Origin of the sequence: Streptomyces sp. f51 (assembly GCF_037940415.1) — a bacterium.
Taxonomy (GTDB): Bacteria; Actinomycetota; Actinomycetes; order Streptomycetales; family Streptomycetaceae; genus Streptomyces.
Map to the genome: position 1 here is coordinate 7531903 of NZ_CP149798.1, position 15178 is coordinate 7547080.

14 protein-coding genes are annotated in these 15178 nt (G+C 70.6%); all 14 read left to right on the top strand.

Translation table 11 applies throughout. The features are described from left to right. Positions 1-194 precede the first annotated feature (194 nt). The 14 genes from WJM95_RS32785 (at position 195) to WJM95_RS32850 (ending at position 15158) form a co-directional block, all read left to right on the top strand. Positions 195-2420 (top strand): glycoside hydrolase domain-containing protein, encoded by a 2226-nt coding sequence (locus WJM95_RS32785; RefSeq protein WP_339134370.1) that lies wholly within the window; start codon positions 195-197, stop codon positions 2418-2420. A 24-nt stretch (positions 2421-2444) separates the two neighbouring features. Next, on the top strand, positions 2445-2921 hold the full coding sequence (locus tag WJM95_RS32790; protein WP_339134372.1) for a hypothetical protein: 477 nt from the start codon (positions 2445-2447) through the stop codon (positions 2919-2921). 44 nt (positions 2922-2965) lie between these two features. Beyond that, positions 2966-3676: a hypothetical protein gene (locus WJM95_RS32795; RefSeq protein WP_339136000.1), complete on the top strand. Its 711-nt coding sequence runs from the start codon at positions 2966-2968 to the stop codon at positions 3674-3676. A 279-nt stretch (positions 3677-3955) separates the two neighbouring features. After that, positions 3956-4081, top strand: coding sequence for a hypothetical protein (locus WJM95_RS32800; protein WP_339134374.1), 126 nt, complete (start codon positions 3956-3958; stop codon positions 4079-4081). A gap of 330 nt (positions 4082-4411) precedes the next feature. Next, complete coding sequence (locus WJM95_RS32805; RefSeq protein ID WP_339134376.1) at positions 4412-4588, top strand: CsbD family protein; 177 nt, start codon at positions 4412-4414, stop codon at positions 4586-4588. A 517-nt stretch (positions 4589-5105) separates the two neighbouring features. Next, positions 5106-5642: an AAA family ATPase gene (locus WJM95_RS32810; protein ID WP_339134378.1), complete on the top strand. Its 537-nt coding sequence runs from the start codon at positions 5106-5108 to the stop codon at positions 5640-5642. Between the two features lie 624 nt (positions 5643-6266). Next, positions 6267-6671: a VOC family protein gene (locus WJM95_RS32815; RefSeq protein ID WP_339136002.1), complete on the top strand. Its 405-nt coding sequence runs from the start codon at positions 6267-6269 to the stop codon at positions 6669-6671. Positions 6672-6745: 74 nt separating this feature from the next. Next, on the top strand, positions 6746-7711 hold the full coding sequence (locus tag WJM95_RS32820; protein ID WP_339134380.1) for a DUF1648 domain-containing protein: 966 nt from the start codon (positions 6746-6748) through the stop codon (positions 7709-7711). Beyond that, a complete protein-coding gene (locus WJM95_RS32825; RefSeq protein WP_339134382.1) occupies positions 7705-8085 on the top strand; it encodes a GntR family transcriptional regulator in 381 nt (126 codons plus the stop codon). The genes WJM95_RS32820 and WJM95_RS32825 overlap by 7 nt, the downstream gene beginning before the upstream one ends. A gap of 875 nt (positions 8086-8960) precedes the next feature. Next, positions 8961-9842, top strand: coding sequence for a phosphotransferase (locus WJM95_RS32830; protein ID WP_339134384.1), 882 nt, complete (start codon positions 8961-8963; stop codon positions 9840-9842). A gap of 224 nt (positions 9843-10066) precedes the next feature. Then, positions 10067-11833, top strand: a complete 1767-nt coding sequence (locus WJM95_RS32835) for an ABC transporter ATP-binding protein (protein WP_339136004.1) — start codon at positions 10067-10069, stop codon at positions 11831-11833. 274 nt (positions 11834-12107) lie between these two features. Then, positions 12108-12758 carry a GNAT family protein gene (locus WJM95_RS32840; protein WP_339134386.1) on the top strand — a complete coding sequence of 217 codons (651 nt, stop codon included), beginning with the start codon at positions 12108-12110 and terminating at the stop codon, positions 12756-12758. 136 nt (positions 12759-12894) lie between these two features. Beyond that, complete coding sequence (gene sigJ / locus WJM95_RS32845) at positions 12895-13839, top strand: RNA polymerase sigma factor SigJ (RefSeq protein WP_339134388.1); 945 nt, start codon at positions 12895-12897, stop codon at positions 13837-13839. A gap of 122 nt (positions 13840-13961) precedes the next feature. Next, complete coding sequence (locus WJM95_RS32850) at positions 13962-15158, top strand: FAD-dependent oxidoreductase (RefSeq protein WP_339134390.1); 1197 nt, start codon at positions 13962-13964, stop codon at positions 15156-15158. Positions 15159-15178: the final 20 nt, after the last annotated feature.

Here is a 15178-nt window from a genome sequence, read left to right on the forward strand (position 1 = left end):
ATGCACTCCCGCACCGAAGCCCGAACCGGTTCAGCGGATGACGTGAACCGGTGAAATCCGGCCGTCATCTGCGGCGGGCCCAGTCGCCGGCGAGCGCGGAATCCGGTCCGTGCCCGATTCCCTCGCCCCCTGAATCCGCCGCCCCGCAATCCGCCAATCCGTGACCCTTGATCCTTGAAGGAGCATGACCCCCCATGGCCGACGAGATGGTGCTGCGCGCCCAGAAATTCGTCAACAGCGTCTACGGAAGCAGAATCGGCCTCACCGTCGACGAGAACGGGAAGACGGGCTGGCCCGTCATGTACGCCCTCACCCGGGCCCTCCAGTACGAACTGGGAATCGCCACCCTGTCCAACACCTTCGGCCCCACCACGCTGTCGACGCTCGCCTCCAAGTATCCCAAGCTGAACGCCTCGACGGTTCCTTCGGCGGACTTCTGCCGGATCATCCAGTCCGCCATGTACTGCAAGGGCTATGACGGCGGCGACATCGACGGCACGTTCAACTCCCGTGTACAGTCCGGAATTTCCGCCATGAAGCTCGACATGGGGGTCAACGGAGCGTTCCCCGGCGGCGATCTGACGCCCAAGGTGTTCAAGGCCCTGCTGAACATGGACGCCTACGTCACCGTCAACTCCGGGACCGACGCGATACGCAGCGTGCAGCGGTGGATGAACGGTCGCTATGTGAACCGCGCGGACTACTTCATCGTCCCCTGCGACGGCCACAACTCCCGTGATGTGTCCAAGTCGATGCTCTACGCCATCCAGTACGAACTCGGCATGGCCGACGGCACGGCGAACGGCGTCTTCGGCCCCGGCACCCAGAACGGCCTGAAGAGCCACACGGTCGCGGCCGGTACCACCGGCACCTGGGCGCTGCTCTTCTCCGGCGCCATGATCCTCAACCAGCGTTCGGTGGCCTTCGGTGACTTCACCGCGGACACGCAGGCGGCGGTCAGGAACTTCCAGTCGTTCGCGAAGCTCCCGGTGTCCGGCGCCGGTGACTTCTCCACCTGGGCCTCGCTCCTCGTGTCCTACGGCGACCAGTCCCGCAAGGGCGAGGCATGCGACGGGGTCACCAGGATCACGGCTGCACGGGCGGCCGCCCTGAAGGCCGAGGGCGTCAAGTACGTAGGCCGCTATCTGACGAATCCGAGCACGACGTCCCTGCTGGAGAAGGCGATCCAGCCCGGCGAGCTCCAGACCATCGCGGACAACGGCCTGCGCTGCTACCCGATTTACCAGACCTACGCCCGCGACGCCTCCAGCTTCAGCTACCCCGCGGGCCGCGCCGCCGGACAGGCCGCGGTCAACGCCGCCCTCGACCACGGCTTCAAGGCCGGTGCGCGGATCTTCTTCGCGGTCGACTTCGACGCCCTCGACGCGGACATCACCAGCAACGTCCTGCCGCACTTCAAGGGCATCCAGGACGCCCTCACCGACGACGGCAACCGCTTCAGAATCGGCGTGTACGGACCGCGTAACGTCTGTACACGCGTCGCCGAGGCCGGCCACACCTCCGCCTCGTTCGTCTCGGACATGTCGTCCGGATTCTCCGGGAACTTCGGCTACCCGCTGCCGCCCGACTGGGCCTACGACCAGATCGTGACCCGTACCGTCGGATCCGGTGACGGGAAGATCGAGATCGACAACAACGTCGCCTCGGGCCGGGACATCGGCGAGAACTCCTTCGACAAGCCGCGCGGAATGCTCCCCGACGTCCCGTTCGTCGGCAGCTTCCTCAACGCCCTGCACGACGACATCGGCAAGTACATGCAGTCGATCGGCTTCCCCGACGACGGCGGCAACAAGATCTTCACCCACACCCAGTGCTTCGAGACCATCCTCGCCAACGACCCCGTGGTCACGGCCCAGTCGACCCGCTACAGCATGCGCAAGGCGCTGATCCAGACGTCCGCGTACTGGGAGATGCGCCACTACGACATCATCGACCAGGGCGTGGACGCGGCCGTCGCCTACTACCACACCGGTATCGGCGGTGGCATGACCCCGATCCGGGACTCCTCCACGGGCATCGCGCAGATCAGCGGCGACGTCGGTATCCGTGCCTGGAACCACTGCATCAACAAGGGGTACGTCTCCGGAACGGTCCTCGACCCCGCCAAGGACGACGACATCTGGACCATGTGGCAGAAACTCAACAAGGACAACGCCTTCAGTCTCCAGACCGTGTCGCTCATCCACCTGTGGGACGCGGAGGGCAAGGAGGGCGGCCAAAACCCCCCGGGCGGCGAGTCTGTCCTGCGGTCCATGCGCCTCGACTACACCGAGACGGAGATCTTCGAGGTGCTGCGGCGCTACCAGGGCTGGGGAGACGAGGCGGTGGCGCACGCGACCAAGCGCATGGGGCTGTACCAGGTCTTCGAGAAGTACAACGGCATCATCCGTAACCAGTGACCTCCAAGCGGTGAGTGAGACTCCATGAACAACGATCAGCCCAGCCTGGCCGTGGTCCTGCCGATCATCCTCATCGGCCTGATCGTCGCGGTGACATCGGCGGTGTACGGGGCCAGTTCGCTGGCCCGGCGCGGCATCCGGCAGGCGGGCCTGGGCCTTCGGCTGCGCGCCGGCGCCGCCCTCGCCGCGGCCGCGACGGCCCTGATGTACGTCTGGGGCGCGGTCCACCTGGTCCGGGACGAGACGATGACGACCCAGGCGTGCCGGGCCGCGGTGCCCGCGGCGCAGGCCGCGCACATCTCCGGCGTCGACGTCTCCCTCGTGCCGCTGCACCTGAACTGCCATGTCACCAGCGGTGGTTCGTACGCGGCCGCCGTCCCGGACTACGTCAACCCCGCCGTGCTGGCACTGGCGCTGATCGCTGTCGTTCTCGGAGTCTTCGCGGCCCTCGAATCCGAGCGGCGAGCCAGGACCGACTTCAAGAAAGAGGACATCAGTTGAACACCCCCCAGCTGTCCCGCCGTACGTTCTTCTCCCGCACCGCGGTGATCACCGCCGCCGCACTGGTGGCGTCCCTGCCGGCCTCCCAGTTCCTCACCTCCCCGGCCTACGCGGCCGGCCGCGGCCCCGACCCGGCCAAGGTCCGTGAAGCGGTCCGCCGGGCGAAGGCCCGCGACAAGCGCGTCCTGACCGGCAAGCCGTCGCGCAACGGCTGGGAGATGGAGCGGGCCGCCGACGACGGCGGCAATGTCTTCACCCGGCCCGTTCCCGGCACCCCGCTGGCCGGCGTCGCCGTGCGCATGGGCGAGGTGGAGACCGTACTCGTCCATGTCGTCCGCCGTTTCCACTACGAGGTCGACACCCTGCGCAAGGGCGATGTGGTGGGCTGGCGCTCTCCCGGCACGGTCCGCAAGGGCCGCGCGGAGTCCAACCAGGCGTCCGGCACCGCGGTGCAGATCCGCCCGGAGCACTACCCGAGCGGCGCCCGCGGCGGCTTCTTCCCCCAGCAGGAACTGGTCGTTCGCGACATCCTCGCCGACCTCGAAGGCGTCGTCCGCTGGGGCGGCGACGACTCCAAGCCGGACGAATCCCTCTTCTACGTCGACGTGGCCCCCGGCGACGAGAGCCTGACCCGTGTCGCGGACAAGGTGCGGGAGTGGGACTACACCCCGGGCAGGGGATCCGGGGTCATGGTCGATCCGCTCCAGCCCAAGCGTCGTTCGGCGGCCAGGCGCCTCGCCGCCCGCCAGGCATGACACCGGCCGGGACCGGCGCCGTAAGCAGCACAGTGCGGCCGGTCCCGGTCCCGGTCCCGGTCCCGGCACCGGCACCGGTCCCGGTCCCGGTCCCGGCACCGAGCCCGTCCGGGCGTGCGCTACGATTGATCTTGAGCTGATCGGGGCACACCGCACCGGTTCGGTGATGCGTCGGTGGTCCAAGGAAAGACGCCCCGCTTCCTGCGGGGAAATGCAGGTGCAAGGCCTGCCCGGCGCTCTGTGAAGGCCCTGTCCCGCGTTCTGCGGGACAGGGCCTTTTTGCGCTGTACGCGACGCACTTGGCGCCAAGGCGGCAAGACCACCGACACCGCCGAGACCTCCGACGCCGCGACGGCCACCAAGGCAGCCGGCCTGCAACGCGGCCGGATCACCGGCATCACCTGAAAGCCGAAGACCTCGGCCAGGTCGCCGAACGGATCAGCCTCGACCACGCATGCGAAACCGGCCTGATCGCCGAAGAAGTCAGCGACCGCATCCGCGCCGAATTCGGACCCGGCGCAATCCCCCGCCACCACCCTCTCGCGCCTCGCCCGACCGGCTCGACCCTTTGCGGAGACAGGCCCCGTGCTGCTCGGAACTGCCCGGATTCCCGAGCTGGATGCCCAGCCTGCTGTCACCCTGGCCGTGACTGTCTCGTGCAGTACTCGCCGAGCGATATGCGTATTTTCAATCTAGTTTGTCACCGTCACTGATTTCTCATGCAAGGAGCAGGGCATGGCAGGCAAGGGCGGCATGGACAAGGTCAAGGGCAAGGCCAAGGAAGCGGTCGGCAAAGTCACTGGAAACGACCGGATGAAAGCCGAGGGAAAGATGGACCAGGCGGAGGGTGAGGCGAAGGAAGCCGTGCACGACGCCAAGGAATCCATGCGCGGCAAGCACGGCAAGCACTGAAGCGTGAACCGGTTGGAGGGCCCGCCTCCGAGAGGACGGGCCCTCCATCGGTGCCCTGGCGACGAGTTGGCTGCGCTGCGCAGCAGGAGTGGGCCGGGGTGGGCGGGTTGCCGACGCCCGGCATCGCTCTGGTCGCGCAACATGAGGCGGCCATTATCGCAAGGCGAGGGACAGTCGTTATGCGCGGCGGCGATTCGCCTGTCCGAGGGGATGGGGATGTGCGGCGTCCAGTCGCAGCGAGAAGCCCGGCGTCCGGATGCTGGATGACGCCTTGGAGGACATGGTGGGCCGCGCCGGTGCTTCCGCGTCTCCTCGCCCAGAGTGCAAACGCCTCGGTCGGCGCGTTCATCACTTCTTCCCTCCATCCCGGGATTCCGGATGGGATATCGCGGGATGGGTTGGGTTGGATCATCGTGTGGTGCAGCGGACGGCCCCGTAGAGAAAGGCCGATCGAGCTGCACCCGCCGAACCTGCACGGTCACGGCACTGTCCCGGTGGTCATGTCTACGCTGGCTGCGTGACATTGGTGTGGGTGACGGGCAATTCAGGAACCGGTAAGTCCACGGTCTGCGGGGTGTTGCGAGCGCGGGGCTACGTTGCGCTCGATGCCGACGAGGACGGCTTCAGTCGCTGGATCGACCGGGCTGAGGGCGCGGTTGTGGTGGATCCTCCGTATCCGGTTCCTGGGGGCTGGCTCGACCGATTTGGGTGGGCGATCGTCCGTGAGCGCGTTGAGACCCTCGTCGAAGAGTCTCGCTTCCGAATCGCGTTCTTGTGCGGGTCGGCGGAGAACGAGGCAGACGTCCGCGATCTTTTCGACCTCATCGTGTGTCTGGTGATCGACGAGGACACCCTCCGCCACCGGCTCGCTACCCGCACTACGAACACATTCGGGCAACATCCCGAAGAGCTCGCAGCGGCCCTGGAGTGGAACCCTCGGATGCGAGCGACCTATGAACGCCGTGGCGCGGCAATCGTCGACGCGTCCAAGCCGGTGACCGACGTGGTCGGCAGCGTGATCGACGCAGTCCAGGGGCTGACAGGAGCCATCTGATAGGCAGAAGTAGTCCTTGCCAGCGGGTCGGGGCGGAACGGATCGGCGGCCTGCCCAGGCCGAGCGGCGCGCTCTGATGCGACGAGAGCCGACCGGGGGCCATGGCGCTTGATCACAGATGCGCGAGCTCGGACCACCCCGACAGCATCACCGGACCACACGACCCGTGGAGCCGGTCGCCTCCTGCACGCCTCGCGCGCTACAGCGGGCGCTCTTTCGTCACAGCTGGCACGATCTGGTGTCCTGCACTGGCCCGCGGATCCGTTCCGGGCGGCAGGTCTTCTTCCGCGCGGCACCGTTCCCGATCTTCACCGCGGCCGCACGTACGTCGGTCTGGTCTTCGCCCGTCTGCGTGATCTCGCCTTCGGCGGCACTCTGGCCCTCCCGTATTGCGGGTCCTTCGGCGAGGTGGGCGCCTGCCTTTACAGCCGGGATGCGCTCGGGCGCCGCGGAGTGGTGCTCCGGCCCAGACCGTCCGAAGGCTTAGGGCTCGCGGCGGACGGCTCCTGCGTCCTCGGGCCGATGCCGTCGGCGGTGCCCCTGCCTAGGCTGCTCGCCCAGAACGTGATCGACACCAACACCCACACCGACACCGAGTTCGACACCGACATCGGGGAGCCCACCATGCCTGCCGGCGGCCACAGCCACATCCGTATCGCCCGCCCCTCGCGCGACCTCGCCGCGGCGGAACGCTTCTGGGCCGACGGGCTCGGGCTGAGCGTGCTGTTCCGGGCGGATGCCGGGGGCAGGCCCGGCGAACACGATCTGCTGATGGTCGGCTGGCCGGACGCCTCCTGGCACCTCGAACTCGTCCACGACACCGCGGTCGTACCGCGGCCCACCGAGGAAGACCTGCTCGTCGTCTACCTCGACGAGCAGGTACCGCACGATCTGCTCACACGCCTCGAAGCCCACGGCGGCCGGCGTGTGGGGGCCCGTAACCCGTACTGGGACACCTGGGGCGTCACCGTCGAGGACCCGGACGGGTACCGACTGGTCCTCAGCACGCGTCGCTGGAGCAACTCCTGACACCGCCTTCCGCGACACTCCGGCTCTGTGTCATTGTTCTACTTGAATACGAACAATGATGAGGGGGAAGTCAGATGACCACCATCCGCCGGTGCGCCTTGACCGCCGGTCCGTTCGCCGTGGCCGCCGCTGCCTACGCCGTGGTCTTCTCGGCGAACCGTGACCGGTTGCCCGGCCGCATGGCCACCCACTTCTCCCTCGACGGCACTGCCGACGGCTTCATGAGCCGCGAGGCCGCGCTGTGGTCCGGCGTCGGCCTCATCGCCGGCGTCGCCGTGCTGTTCGTCGTCCTCGCCGCGGTCGCCACGAAGGACGCGGGAGCGCGGGTGACCGCCGCGCTCGGCGCCGCGACGGCGGCCCTTCTGGGCTGTCCGCTGATCGCCACCGTCGTCGCCGACGCGGACGCCGGCGTCCACGACCCGGCGGCCGCCCGGCTGCCCCTGTGGTTCCTGGCCGTGCTGCTGCTCCTGATCTGTGCGGGCACCGGCGCGTTGATCCGGTGGCTGGCGAACGCCGCCCCGCGACGCGAGGCCGCGTCGGCAGCCCCCTCACTGCCGCTCGCCGAGGGCGAGTTGGCGGCCTGGAGCCGCACCGTCGTCACCCGCGCGCTGCTGCTCCCGGCCGCCGCGGTCACGCTCGGCGGCCTGCTCGCCACGGTGTTCGGGCCCTGGCAGCTGGGACTGCCCCTGTTCGTCCTCGGCCTGGCCTGCGCGCCGATCGCCGCCGTACGGGTCACCGTCGACCGGCGCGGACTCACGGTCGCCTCGACCCTGCTGCCCCGGCCCCGCCTGGCCCTGCCCCTGGACGACATCGCCGACGCGGGCAGCGCCCGGATCGACGCCATGGGAGACTTCGGCGGCTGGGGATACCGGATCCTGCCGCACCGGCGGGGAGTCGTGCTCCGCTCGGGAGAGGCCCTGTCGGTCCGCACGGTGAAAGGACGCGAATACGTGGTCACCGTCGACGACGCCACGACCGCGGCCGCGCTCCTCAACGGCCTGGTGGCGCGGCACGCGGGGGAGCGGGCGCCGGAATGCTGATCCGTGTCCTGCCCGACTCGCCGGTACCCCTGGGCGAGCAGATCGCCGCTTGCGTCCGGGGGGCGATCGCCGACGGCACCGCGGCCCCGGGGGAGCGGCTGCCGCCCGCCCGCCAGGTCGCCGCGTCCTTGAACGTCAACGTGCACACGGTGCTCCGCGGCTACCAGCGGCTTCGTGACGAGGGCCTGATCGAGCTGCGGCGCGGCCGGGGTGCGATGGTCACGACGGCTCCCGGCATCGCCCGCCACGCCCGGCTCACCGCATCCGTGCACGACCTCGTCACCCAGGCCCGCGAACTCGGCCTCACCGACCAGGAATTGATCACGTTGGTGCAGAAGGGTCTGTCCGGCGATGCTGCCGGTGCCGTGTCCTGACGCTATGTCAATCCTCATGTTGAGCAGTGCTGTTGATGGATCCGCTGGCCGCCTTCGGCGGTCGGCCGTAGCGGAGTTCCGCAGCCCGCGGCCAAGCCGCACCACAGAAACACCAACGTTGAACTCGTAGAGGTTCCGGCCGACATCCCTTGGCGTTGATCGCGTGCCGGCCACCGCGCAGACCCCCGGTGGCCGGCGCCGAAGGTGCAGACGTTAGCCGCCGGGACGCTCCGATGCGGGCCGCCACTCCGGAATGCTGCGCCACCCGCACCGGGATCCGGGCAGTTCAAGCCATCTTGGCGACCGCCTGGCCGCGGGGATTCCGCGACCGGTTCGAGAATCCTTTCTCCCGGCTCCGTCCCAGGCCGGGCGGCCTGCCCGATGCCCGCTCCCGGCGCCGAACGGGCCGCTCGGATTGTCCGGAATGCGGCACCGCACCCGCCCGATTGTCAGTGGCGTGACCGAAGGTTCCCTCTCCCAGTCCGGTCACGACCCACCCAGGAGAACCGCGCTCTCGACACCCTCACGCAATCCCCCGCTCGGGTCACGCCTCCACCGCTGTCCCCTGGCCGAGTGAATCGAACGGGCAGGGGCGCCCACCGCACTTGCCCGCCACGCCCATCCTCGAACCTGCGCTCGAACCGTCGCCCGGTCCGCCCCGTATCGGCCACGTGATCAGCCGCGTTGTCCGGGGTGCTCCACCCGATCCCTACCGAGGAGAACACCGTGAATCCCGTAAGCCCTCTTCCCGCCGCCCACCCCGCGTTCGAAAATCCTCCCGCTCTGCCCGCCGGACCCGTGGTGCCCCGGCGCCCCGCGGAGGCTCGTCGCGCCCCGTTCGCATCGGCATCACGACCGTCACCGAGGTGGGGGGCATGAGCGAGGCACCCTCACGTCCCACGGCCCTTCACCGCTGGGCCGAACGACAGATCTCAGGCACCGCCCGAGCCCGCGACGCATCGCCCCCGCGCGACAACTCCCGGGTGTGGGAACTCGTGCGCGCAGACGGCCGCCGCTTCTATCTGAAGGTCGCGGCCACGGCGCGGAGTTACGAGCGGGAGACGTTCGCCCTGAGGCACGCCGCACCCGCACTCGGAGGCGGCCGGGCACCCCAGCTGCACGCGTCCAGCGCCGAGCACCTGGCGCTCCTGACGGCCGCCCTGCCCGGCCGACCGGCGAACGAACTCCCGCTCGCAGCCGCCGAGGAGTACGAGGCCCACCGGCAGGCCGGTCTGCTCCTGGCCCGGCTCCACACCGCCGGCGACCTCACCGGCCACTGGCGCACCGAGGCCGAGGGCGCGCTGCACACGGCGGCGCAGGAGGCGGACCGCCACGTCGAAGCGGCCGGGCACCGGCTGACACCGGAACAGCGCACGCTCGTACGCCACCTGACCGACCGGCTCCGTCAAGTGGGGCCGCTGCCGCTCGGGTTCATTCACGGGAATGCCACGCCGGCGAACCTGCTCTGGTCGGGGCACGCGGCCTGGATCGGCTTCGCGCGGTCCCGATTCGCGCCCGTCGTCCAGGACTTCGTCGCCCTGGCCTGCGGGGCCTGGGCCGATCGACCACGTCTGCGCACCGCCTTCCTCGGCGGATACGGACGCGAGCTCACACCGGAGGAGCAACACGTGCTGACCTGCCTGGCCGGCCTGGACGCGGTGCGTGCCCTCACCCCGCGCGCCGCGCACGACGATCCGGACGCCGCCGAGCGCGGGCACCGCACCCTTCACCGACTGATGACGGGAGTACTCGCGTGAAACGGCTCCGCATCACCGGCAGGCGGCCCGCGACCGCTCTGCCACAGACCCCGCCCGCAGGCACGGCCACGCCCACGGGCACGGCCACGCCCACGGGCACGGTCGCGGACACGGCCACCGTTCCCGCCGCCCGCACGGCGGGCGCGCAGCCCTCGGCCCCGCCCGAGCTCGACTACAACGGGCGCAAGCACCGCCGTGCCATGGACGACGCCACCTTGTGGGACATGGCCCGCCGGATCCCGATGGCGCTCGCCCAGTCGGCCCGCCTCGCCTGGTCCGTCGACCGGCGCATGACGGTCACGATCATCGTGTGCCAGGTGCTGTCCGGCCTCGGCACGGCCGTCATGCTCACCGCGGTCTCCCGGGCGCTGCCCCACCTCACCACCCTCCACGCCCGCACCGGGCTGCGCCAGGCGTGGCCGGCCCTGGCCGTCGCGGTGGCCGCGATGGCCATGGGCGCCGGCATGTGGATCCTCGCGGACTGGGCCACCCGTCGGCTGAACCCGAAGATCGCCTCCGCCGCCGATCTCACCCTGGTCGACCTCCACATGAAGGCCGAGCTGTCCGCCTACGACACCGAAGGGTTCACCGACCGCAGCCAGGCCGCCGAGATCGGCGCCCTGCGCGCGGTCGACCTCGCCGACGACGCCAAGACCCTCACCAACGGCTTCGTCCAGCTGGTCTCGGCCGCGACCGTCCTCACCTCGCTGCACCCGCTGCTCCTGGGCGTCCTGCTGCTGTCGGTGATTCCCAGGGGCCTTGGCGGAGTGATCGCCGCGCGCATCGACTACCGCGTCCACGACCGCACCCTGTCCGCCCGCACCGTGCGCGGCATGATGCGCTGGTGGCTCACCACCTCCGACCTCGCCGACGAACTGCGCGCCAACACCATGCGCCCCTACCTGCATTCCTGGTACCGGGCGATGTGCGACCGGGTCGAGGGACGCGAACTCGAAGGCGCACGACCGTACTTGCTGGTGACGCTCCTGGCGGCGTCCCTGGCGGGCCTGTTCACGCTCGGCATGTGGGCCGCGCTGGCGGCGCTCGTGCTGACCGGAGCCATGTCCACCGCGATCGCCGGCACCGCCATCGTCGCGTCGCAGACCGCCGGACGGGCGCTCAACTCCATCGTCCGGTACGGCGCGGTGATGTTCCACCACGGCCTCTACCTGAGCGACTACTACACCTTCGTCGACGAGGTCCGCTCCATGACCACCGCCCGCGGTACCACCCAGGCCAAGGCGCCGGAGCGGATCCGTCTGTACGAGGCCGAGTTCACCTACCCGGGTAAGGAAAGCCCCGCTCTGCACCCGACCACCCTGACCCTCAACCGCGGCGAGGTCGTCGCCCTCGTCGGCGAGAACGGCGCCGGCAAGTCGACCCTCATCCGACTGCTCACCGGACTGACCGTGCCCACCGGCGGAACCGTCCACTGGGACGACACCGAACTCGCCACCACCGACGCCGAGTCGGCCTGGCGGCACGTCGGCCTCGTCCCCCAGAAGAACGGGCACTGGCCGCTGCGCGCCCGGGAGAACATCACCCTCGGCCAGCCCCGCGAACACGGCGACGAACGCGTCTGGGACGCGGCGGAACGCGTCGGAATGACCACGGCGCTCCAGGGTCTCCCGGACCGGCTCGACACCCTGCTGGCCCGCTCGGTCTGGGGCGGGCACGAACTGTCCGGCGGGCAGTGGCAGCGTCTGGCGTGCGCGCGGGCCCTGTACCGGGAACCGGCCGTGCTGGTTCTGGACGAGCCGACCAGCGAGATGGACGCCCGCGGCGAGCACCAGATCTTCCGCGAGCTGCGCGCGATGGCCCCGGACCGGATCACCGTGGTCGTCACCCACCGCCTGGACAACGTGAGGATGGCCGACCGCGTCATCGTCCTCGACCAGGGACGCATCCGCGAGGAGGGCACCTTCGACGCCCTCGTCGCCACCGAGGGCAGCCTGCTGGGCGAGCTGTACGCGCTCGCCCAGGACCGCTGACCTCCCTCCCCCCACCGGCGGGGCCCGCCCAGGCGCGGCCCCGCCGCTTTTCTCGCCGCCTCGTTGGACGAGGCAGTGCGCCGCGGTCACGCGGTGGCCACGACCTCCCGCACGCAGGCGCTCACACCGGCGTTGCGGGTGGCCGGGATCCGTTACGCAGACGAGAGATCGTCCCAGCCGCCACCTTCGCGGCCACCACGTTCGCCTCGGCCCCGGCCGCCCGGGGAAGGGAAATGATTGGTCCGACGGTTCAGACGGCCCGTAGCATCCGCCCATGATCGAGGACGAGGCGGAGACGGTGAACGGGGACGCTGTGGGGGAGGAGCGGGAGGACGGGGACGCGGAAGCACCCCGGGTGGTCTCCTGGCAGGGCAGGGGCATCGCCCTGGCGCCGCTCGACGTCGACGATGCGGAGCTCGTCCAGGTCTGGCGCGCCGACCCCGCGGCGGCCCACGAGGTCGGCATGTGGCCGCTCGCGCTGTCCGCCGTGCGCGACCGCATCCAGCGGGACCTCGACGACAACGACCGCGACGACTTCCTCGTCCTGCTCCCCGACGGCACGCCGATCGGCCACATCGCCCTGACCGACCAGGACGTGGTCGACGGAACGGCCGAGATCACCTTGATGCTGGACCCGGGCCACCGGGGCCGGGGACACGGCACGGCCGCCGTGGACGCGCTGGTCGACCTGGCCTTCGGCGAACTCCCCATGCACCGTGTCCAGGCCGTCACCCACACCACCAACGCCGCGGCTCTCGCCGTCCTGGCCAGGGCCGGGTTCGTGCGGGAAGGGGTGCGCCGCTCCGCCTGTCTGCACCGGGGCCGCCGGTACGACATCGCGGTGCTGGCCCTGCTCCGCGACGAGTGGCAGGCGCTCGCCCGACCCCGGTCCTGGGACGCGCCGGTCGCCGGCCCGGTGACCTGAGACAGCGGCTCCCGGCAGTCCGGTGTCGCGGTCCCGTGGCGTCCGTTCCAGCCCGCGAGCCCGGCCCTGGAGACCGGATGGTCACCGATCCTCCAACCGGCGAGGAACTTCCGGCTCAAGTCACTAGGATCGGGACATGGCCCTGATCATGAGCGACGTGGACCGGTTCGAGGCGGCCAGGCCCCGGCTGGAGGCCATCGCCTACCGGCTGCTCGGCTCGTCGGGTGATGCGGAGGACGCCGTGCAGGAGACGTTCCTGCGCTGGCAGGCGGCCGACACCGGCCGGATCGAGGTGCCCGAGGCCTGGCTCACCAAGGTGCTCACCAACTACTGCCTCAACCAGCTCACTTCGGCCCGCGCCCGACGCGAGACGTACGTGGGGCGCTGGCTGCCCGAACCGCTGCTCGCCGGTGACCCGATGCTCGGCCCCGCCGACACCGCCGAACAGCGCGAGTCGGTCTCGTACGCCGTCCTCGTCCTGCTGGAGCGCCTCGCACCCAAGGAGCGCGCGGTGTACGTCCTGAGGGAGGCCTTCGGCTACCCGCACCAGGAGATCGCCGCGATCCTGGACATCACCGAGGCGGCCGGCCAGCAGATCCACCACCGGGCCAAGAAGCACATCGCCGAGGGCAGGGCGCGCACCGAGGTCGACGAGACTGCCGCCCGGCGGATCGTCGAGGAGTTCCTGACGGCGGCCACCAGTGGCCGTACCGAACCCCTGATCCGCCTGCTCACGCAGGACGCCGTGTCGGTCGGCGACGGCGGGGGCAAGATCCCGGCCCGCGCGAAGGCCTTCGAGGGCGCGCTCGCGGTCGCCACCTTCGTGCGCGGGCTGTTCAAGCCCAGCGAGGCCAAGCGGAAGTACGTCGGCGGCGCGCCCGAGATGTACGCCGCCATCGCCAACGGCGGGCCCGCGATCGTCGCGGTCGTGGACGGCAGGGTCGTCGGGATCAGCTGCCTGGAGGTCACGGCGGACGGCATCGTGGCGGTCCGCAGCCAGGTCAACCCCGACAAACTCGTCCGCGCGACCGAACAGTGGGCCGCCACAGGCCGTGGGCAGGACCCGTTCTGCATCCTCTGACACCGTCCGATCCGATGTGACGCAGGACACATCTCGTTCCTGTCAGGAAACGCCGGGCTGTCCGGTTCAAGAGGCGACACCACGCCGGACAACGGCGCACCCCTCCTGACAGGAGTACGGACATGCAGCACCGCATCGTCGTCCTCGGCGCCGGCTACACCGGAGCCACCGCCGCAGGCCGCCTCGCCAGGCGGCTGCACCGCGAGGACGTCACCATCACCCTCGTCAACCCCGAGCCCGACTTCGTCGAGCGCGTCCGGATGCACCAGCTCGCCACCGGCCAGGAACTCAGGCCGCGCCCGCTCGGCGAGATGTTCGCCGGCACCGGTGTGGAGCTGAAGATCGCGAGGGTCACGGCCGTGGACGTCGACCGCAGGACGGTCGGGGTCACCGGCGCCGACGGCCCGGCCGAGCTCGTCTACGACACCCTGGTCTACGCCCTGGGCAGCGGCTGGAACGACGGGGGCGTCCCGGGTGCGGCCGAACACGCCCACGAGATCGCCGGCCGCCCTGGTGCCCGCCGGCTGCGCGAGCGCCTGGACGCCCTGGACGCCGGTCTGCCCGTGGTGGTCGTCGGCGGCGGCCTGACCGGCGTGGAGGCCGTGACGGAGATCGCCGAGATGCGCCCGGACCTCCATGTCTCCCTGGCCGCCCACGGAGCCCTCGGCGACTGGCTCTCGGACAAGGGCCGCGCCCACCTGCGCAAGGTGACCGGCCGGCTGGGCATCGAGGTCCACGAGCACGCGGCGGTCACCGCCGTGACCCCGGACGCGGTCACGATCGCCGACGGCCGCAGCCTTCCCGCCGCGGTCACCGTCTGGACCACCGGCTTCGCCGTCCATCCCATCGCCCGGGCCACCACCCTGGAGACCACCGAGCACGGCCGGATCAAGGTCGACGCCACCATGCGTTCGGTGTCCCACCCCGACGTGTACGCCGTCGGTGACGCCGCGCTGGCCGCCGGCCCCCAGGGCAAGCCGCTGCGCATGTCCTGCGCCTCGGGCGTCCCCATGGCCTGGCAGGCCGCCGACGCCATCGCCGCCCGCCTCGCCGGCACGAAGGTCCCGCGCGTCTCCATCCGCTACTTCCAGCAGTGCGTCTCGCTGGGCCGCGGCGAGGGCCTGATCCAGTTCGTCACCGCGGACGACCGGGCCGTCGACCGCGCCCTGACGGGCCGCACGGCCGCCCTCTACAAGGAACTCATCTGCAAGGGCGCGGCCTGGGGCGTCGCCAACCCGACGGTGGGCATGCCGTCCCGGCGCCGCCGCGTCGTACGCCAGGAGACCCCGGACCGGGCGGGGGCGGAGGCGACCGCCTGAGGGGCTCTGGAGGGCCCCAC

What these genes read in the sequence shown, in the direction of transcription:
- WJM95_RS32785 (WP_339134370.1), top strand. Translation starts at nt 195, where the DNA reads ATGGCCGACGAGATGGTGCTGCGCGCCCAGAAATTCGTCAACAGCGTC.
- WJM95_RS32790 (WP_339134372.1), top strand. Translation starts at nt 2,445, where the DNA reads ATGAACAACGATCAGCCCAGCCTGGCCGTGGTCCTGCCGATCATCCTC.
- WJM95_RS32805 (WP_339134376.1), top strand. Translation starts at nt 4,412, where the DNA reads ATGGCAGGCAAGGGCGGCATGGACAAGGTCAAGGGCAAGGCCAAGGAA.
- WJM95_RS32815 (WP_339136002.1), top strand. Translation starts at nt 6,267, where the DNA reads ATGCCTGCCGGCGGCCACAGCCACATCCGTATCGCCCGCCCCTCGCGC.
- WJM95_RS32820 (WP_339134380.1), top strand. Translation starts at nt 6,746, where the DNA reads ATGACCACCATCCGCCGGTGCGCCTTGACCGCCGGTCCGTTCGCCGTG.
- WJM95_RS32825 (WP_339134382.1), top strand. Translation starts at nt 7,705, where the DNA reads ATGCTGATCCGTGTCCTGCCCGACTCGCCGGTACCCCTGGGCGAGCAG.
- WJM95_RS32830 (WP_339134384.1), top strand. Translation starts at nt 8,961, where the DNA reads ATGAGCGAGGCACCCTCACGTCCCACGGCCCTTCACCGCTGGGCCGAA.
- WJM95_RS32835 (WP_339136004.1), top strand. Translation starts at nt 10,067, where the DNA reads ATGGCCCGCCGGATCCCGATGGCGCTCGCCCAGTCGGCCCGCCTCGCC.
- WJM95_RS32840 (WP_339134386.1), top strand. Translation starts at nt 12,108, where the DNA reads ATGATCGAGGACGAGGCGGAGACGGTGAACGGGGACGCTGTGGGGGAG.
- sigJ (WP_339134388.1), top strand. Translation starts at nt 12,895, where the DNA reads ATGGCCCTGATCATGAGCGACGTGGACCGGTTCGAGGCGGCCAGGCCC.
- WJM95_RS32850 (WP_339134390.1), top strand. Translation starts at nt 13,962, where the DNA reads ATGCAGCACCGCATCGTCGTCCTCGGCGCCGGCTACACCGGAGCCACC.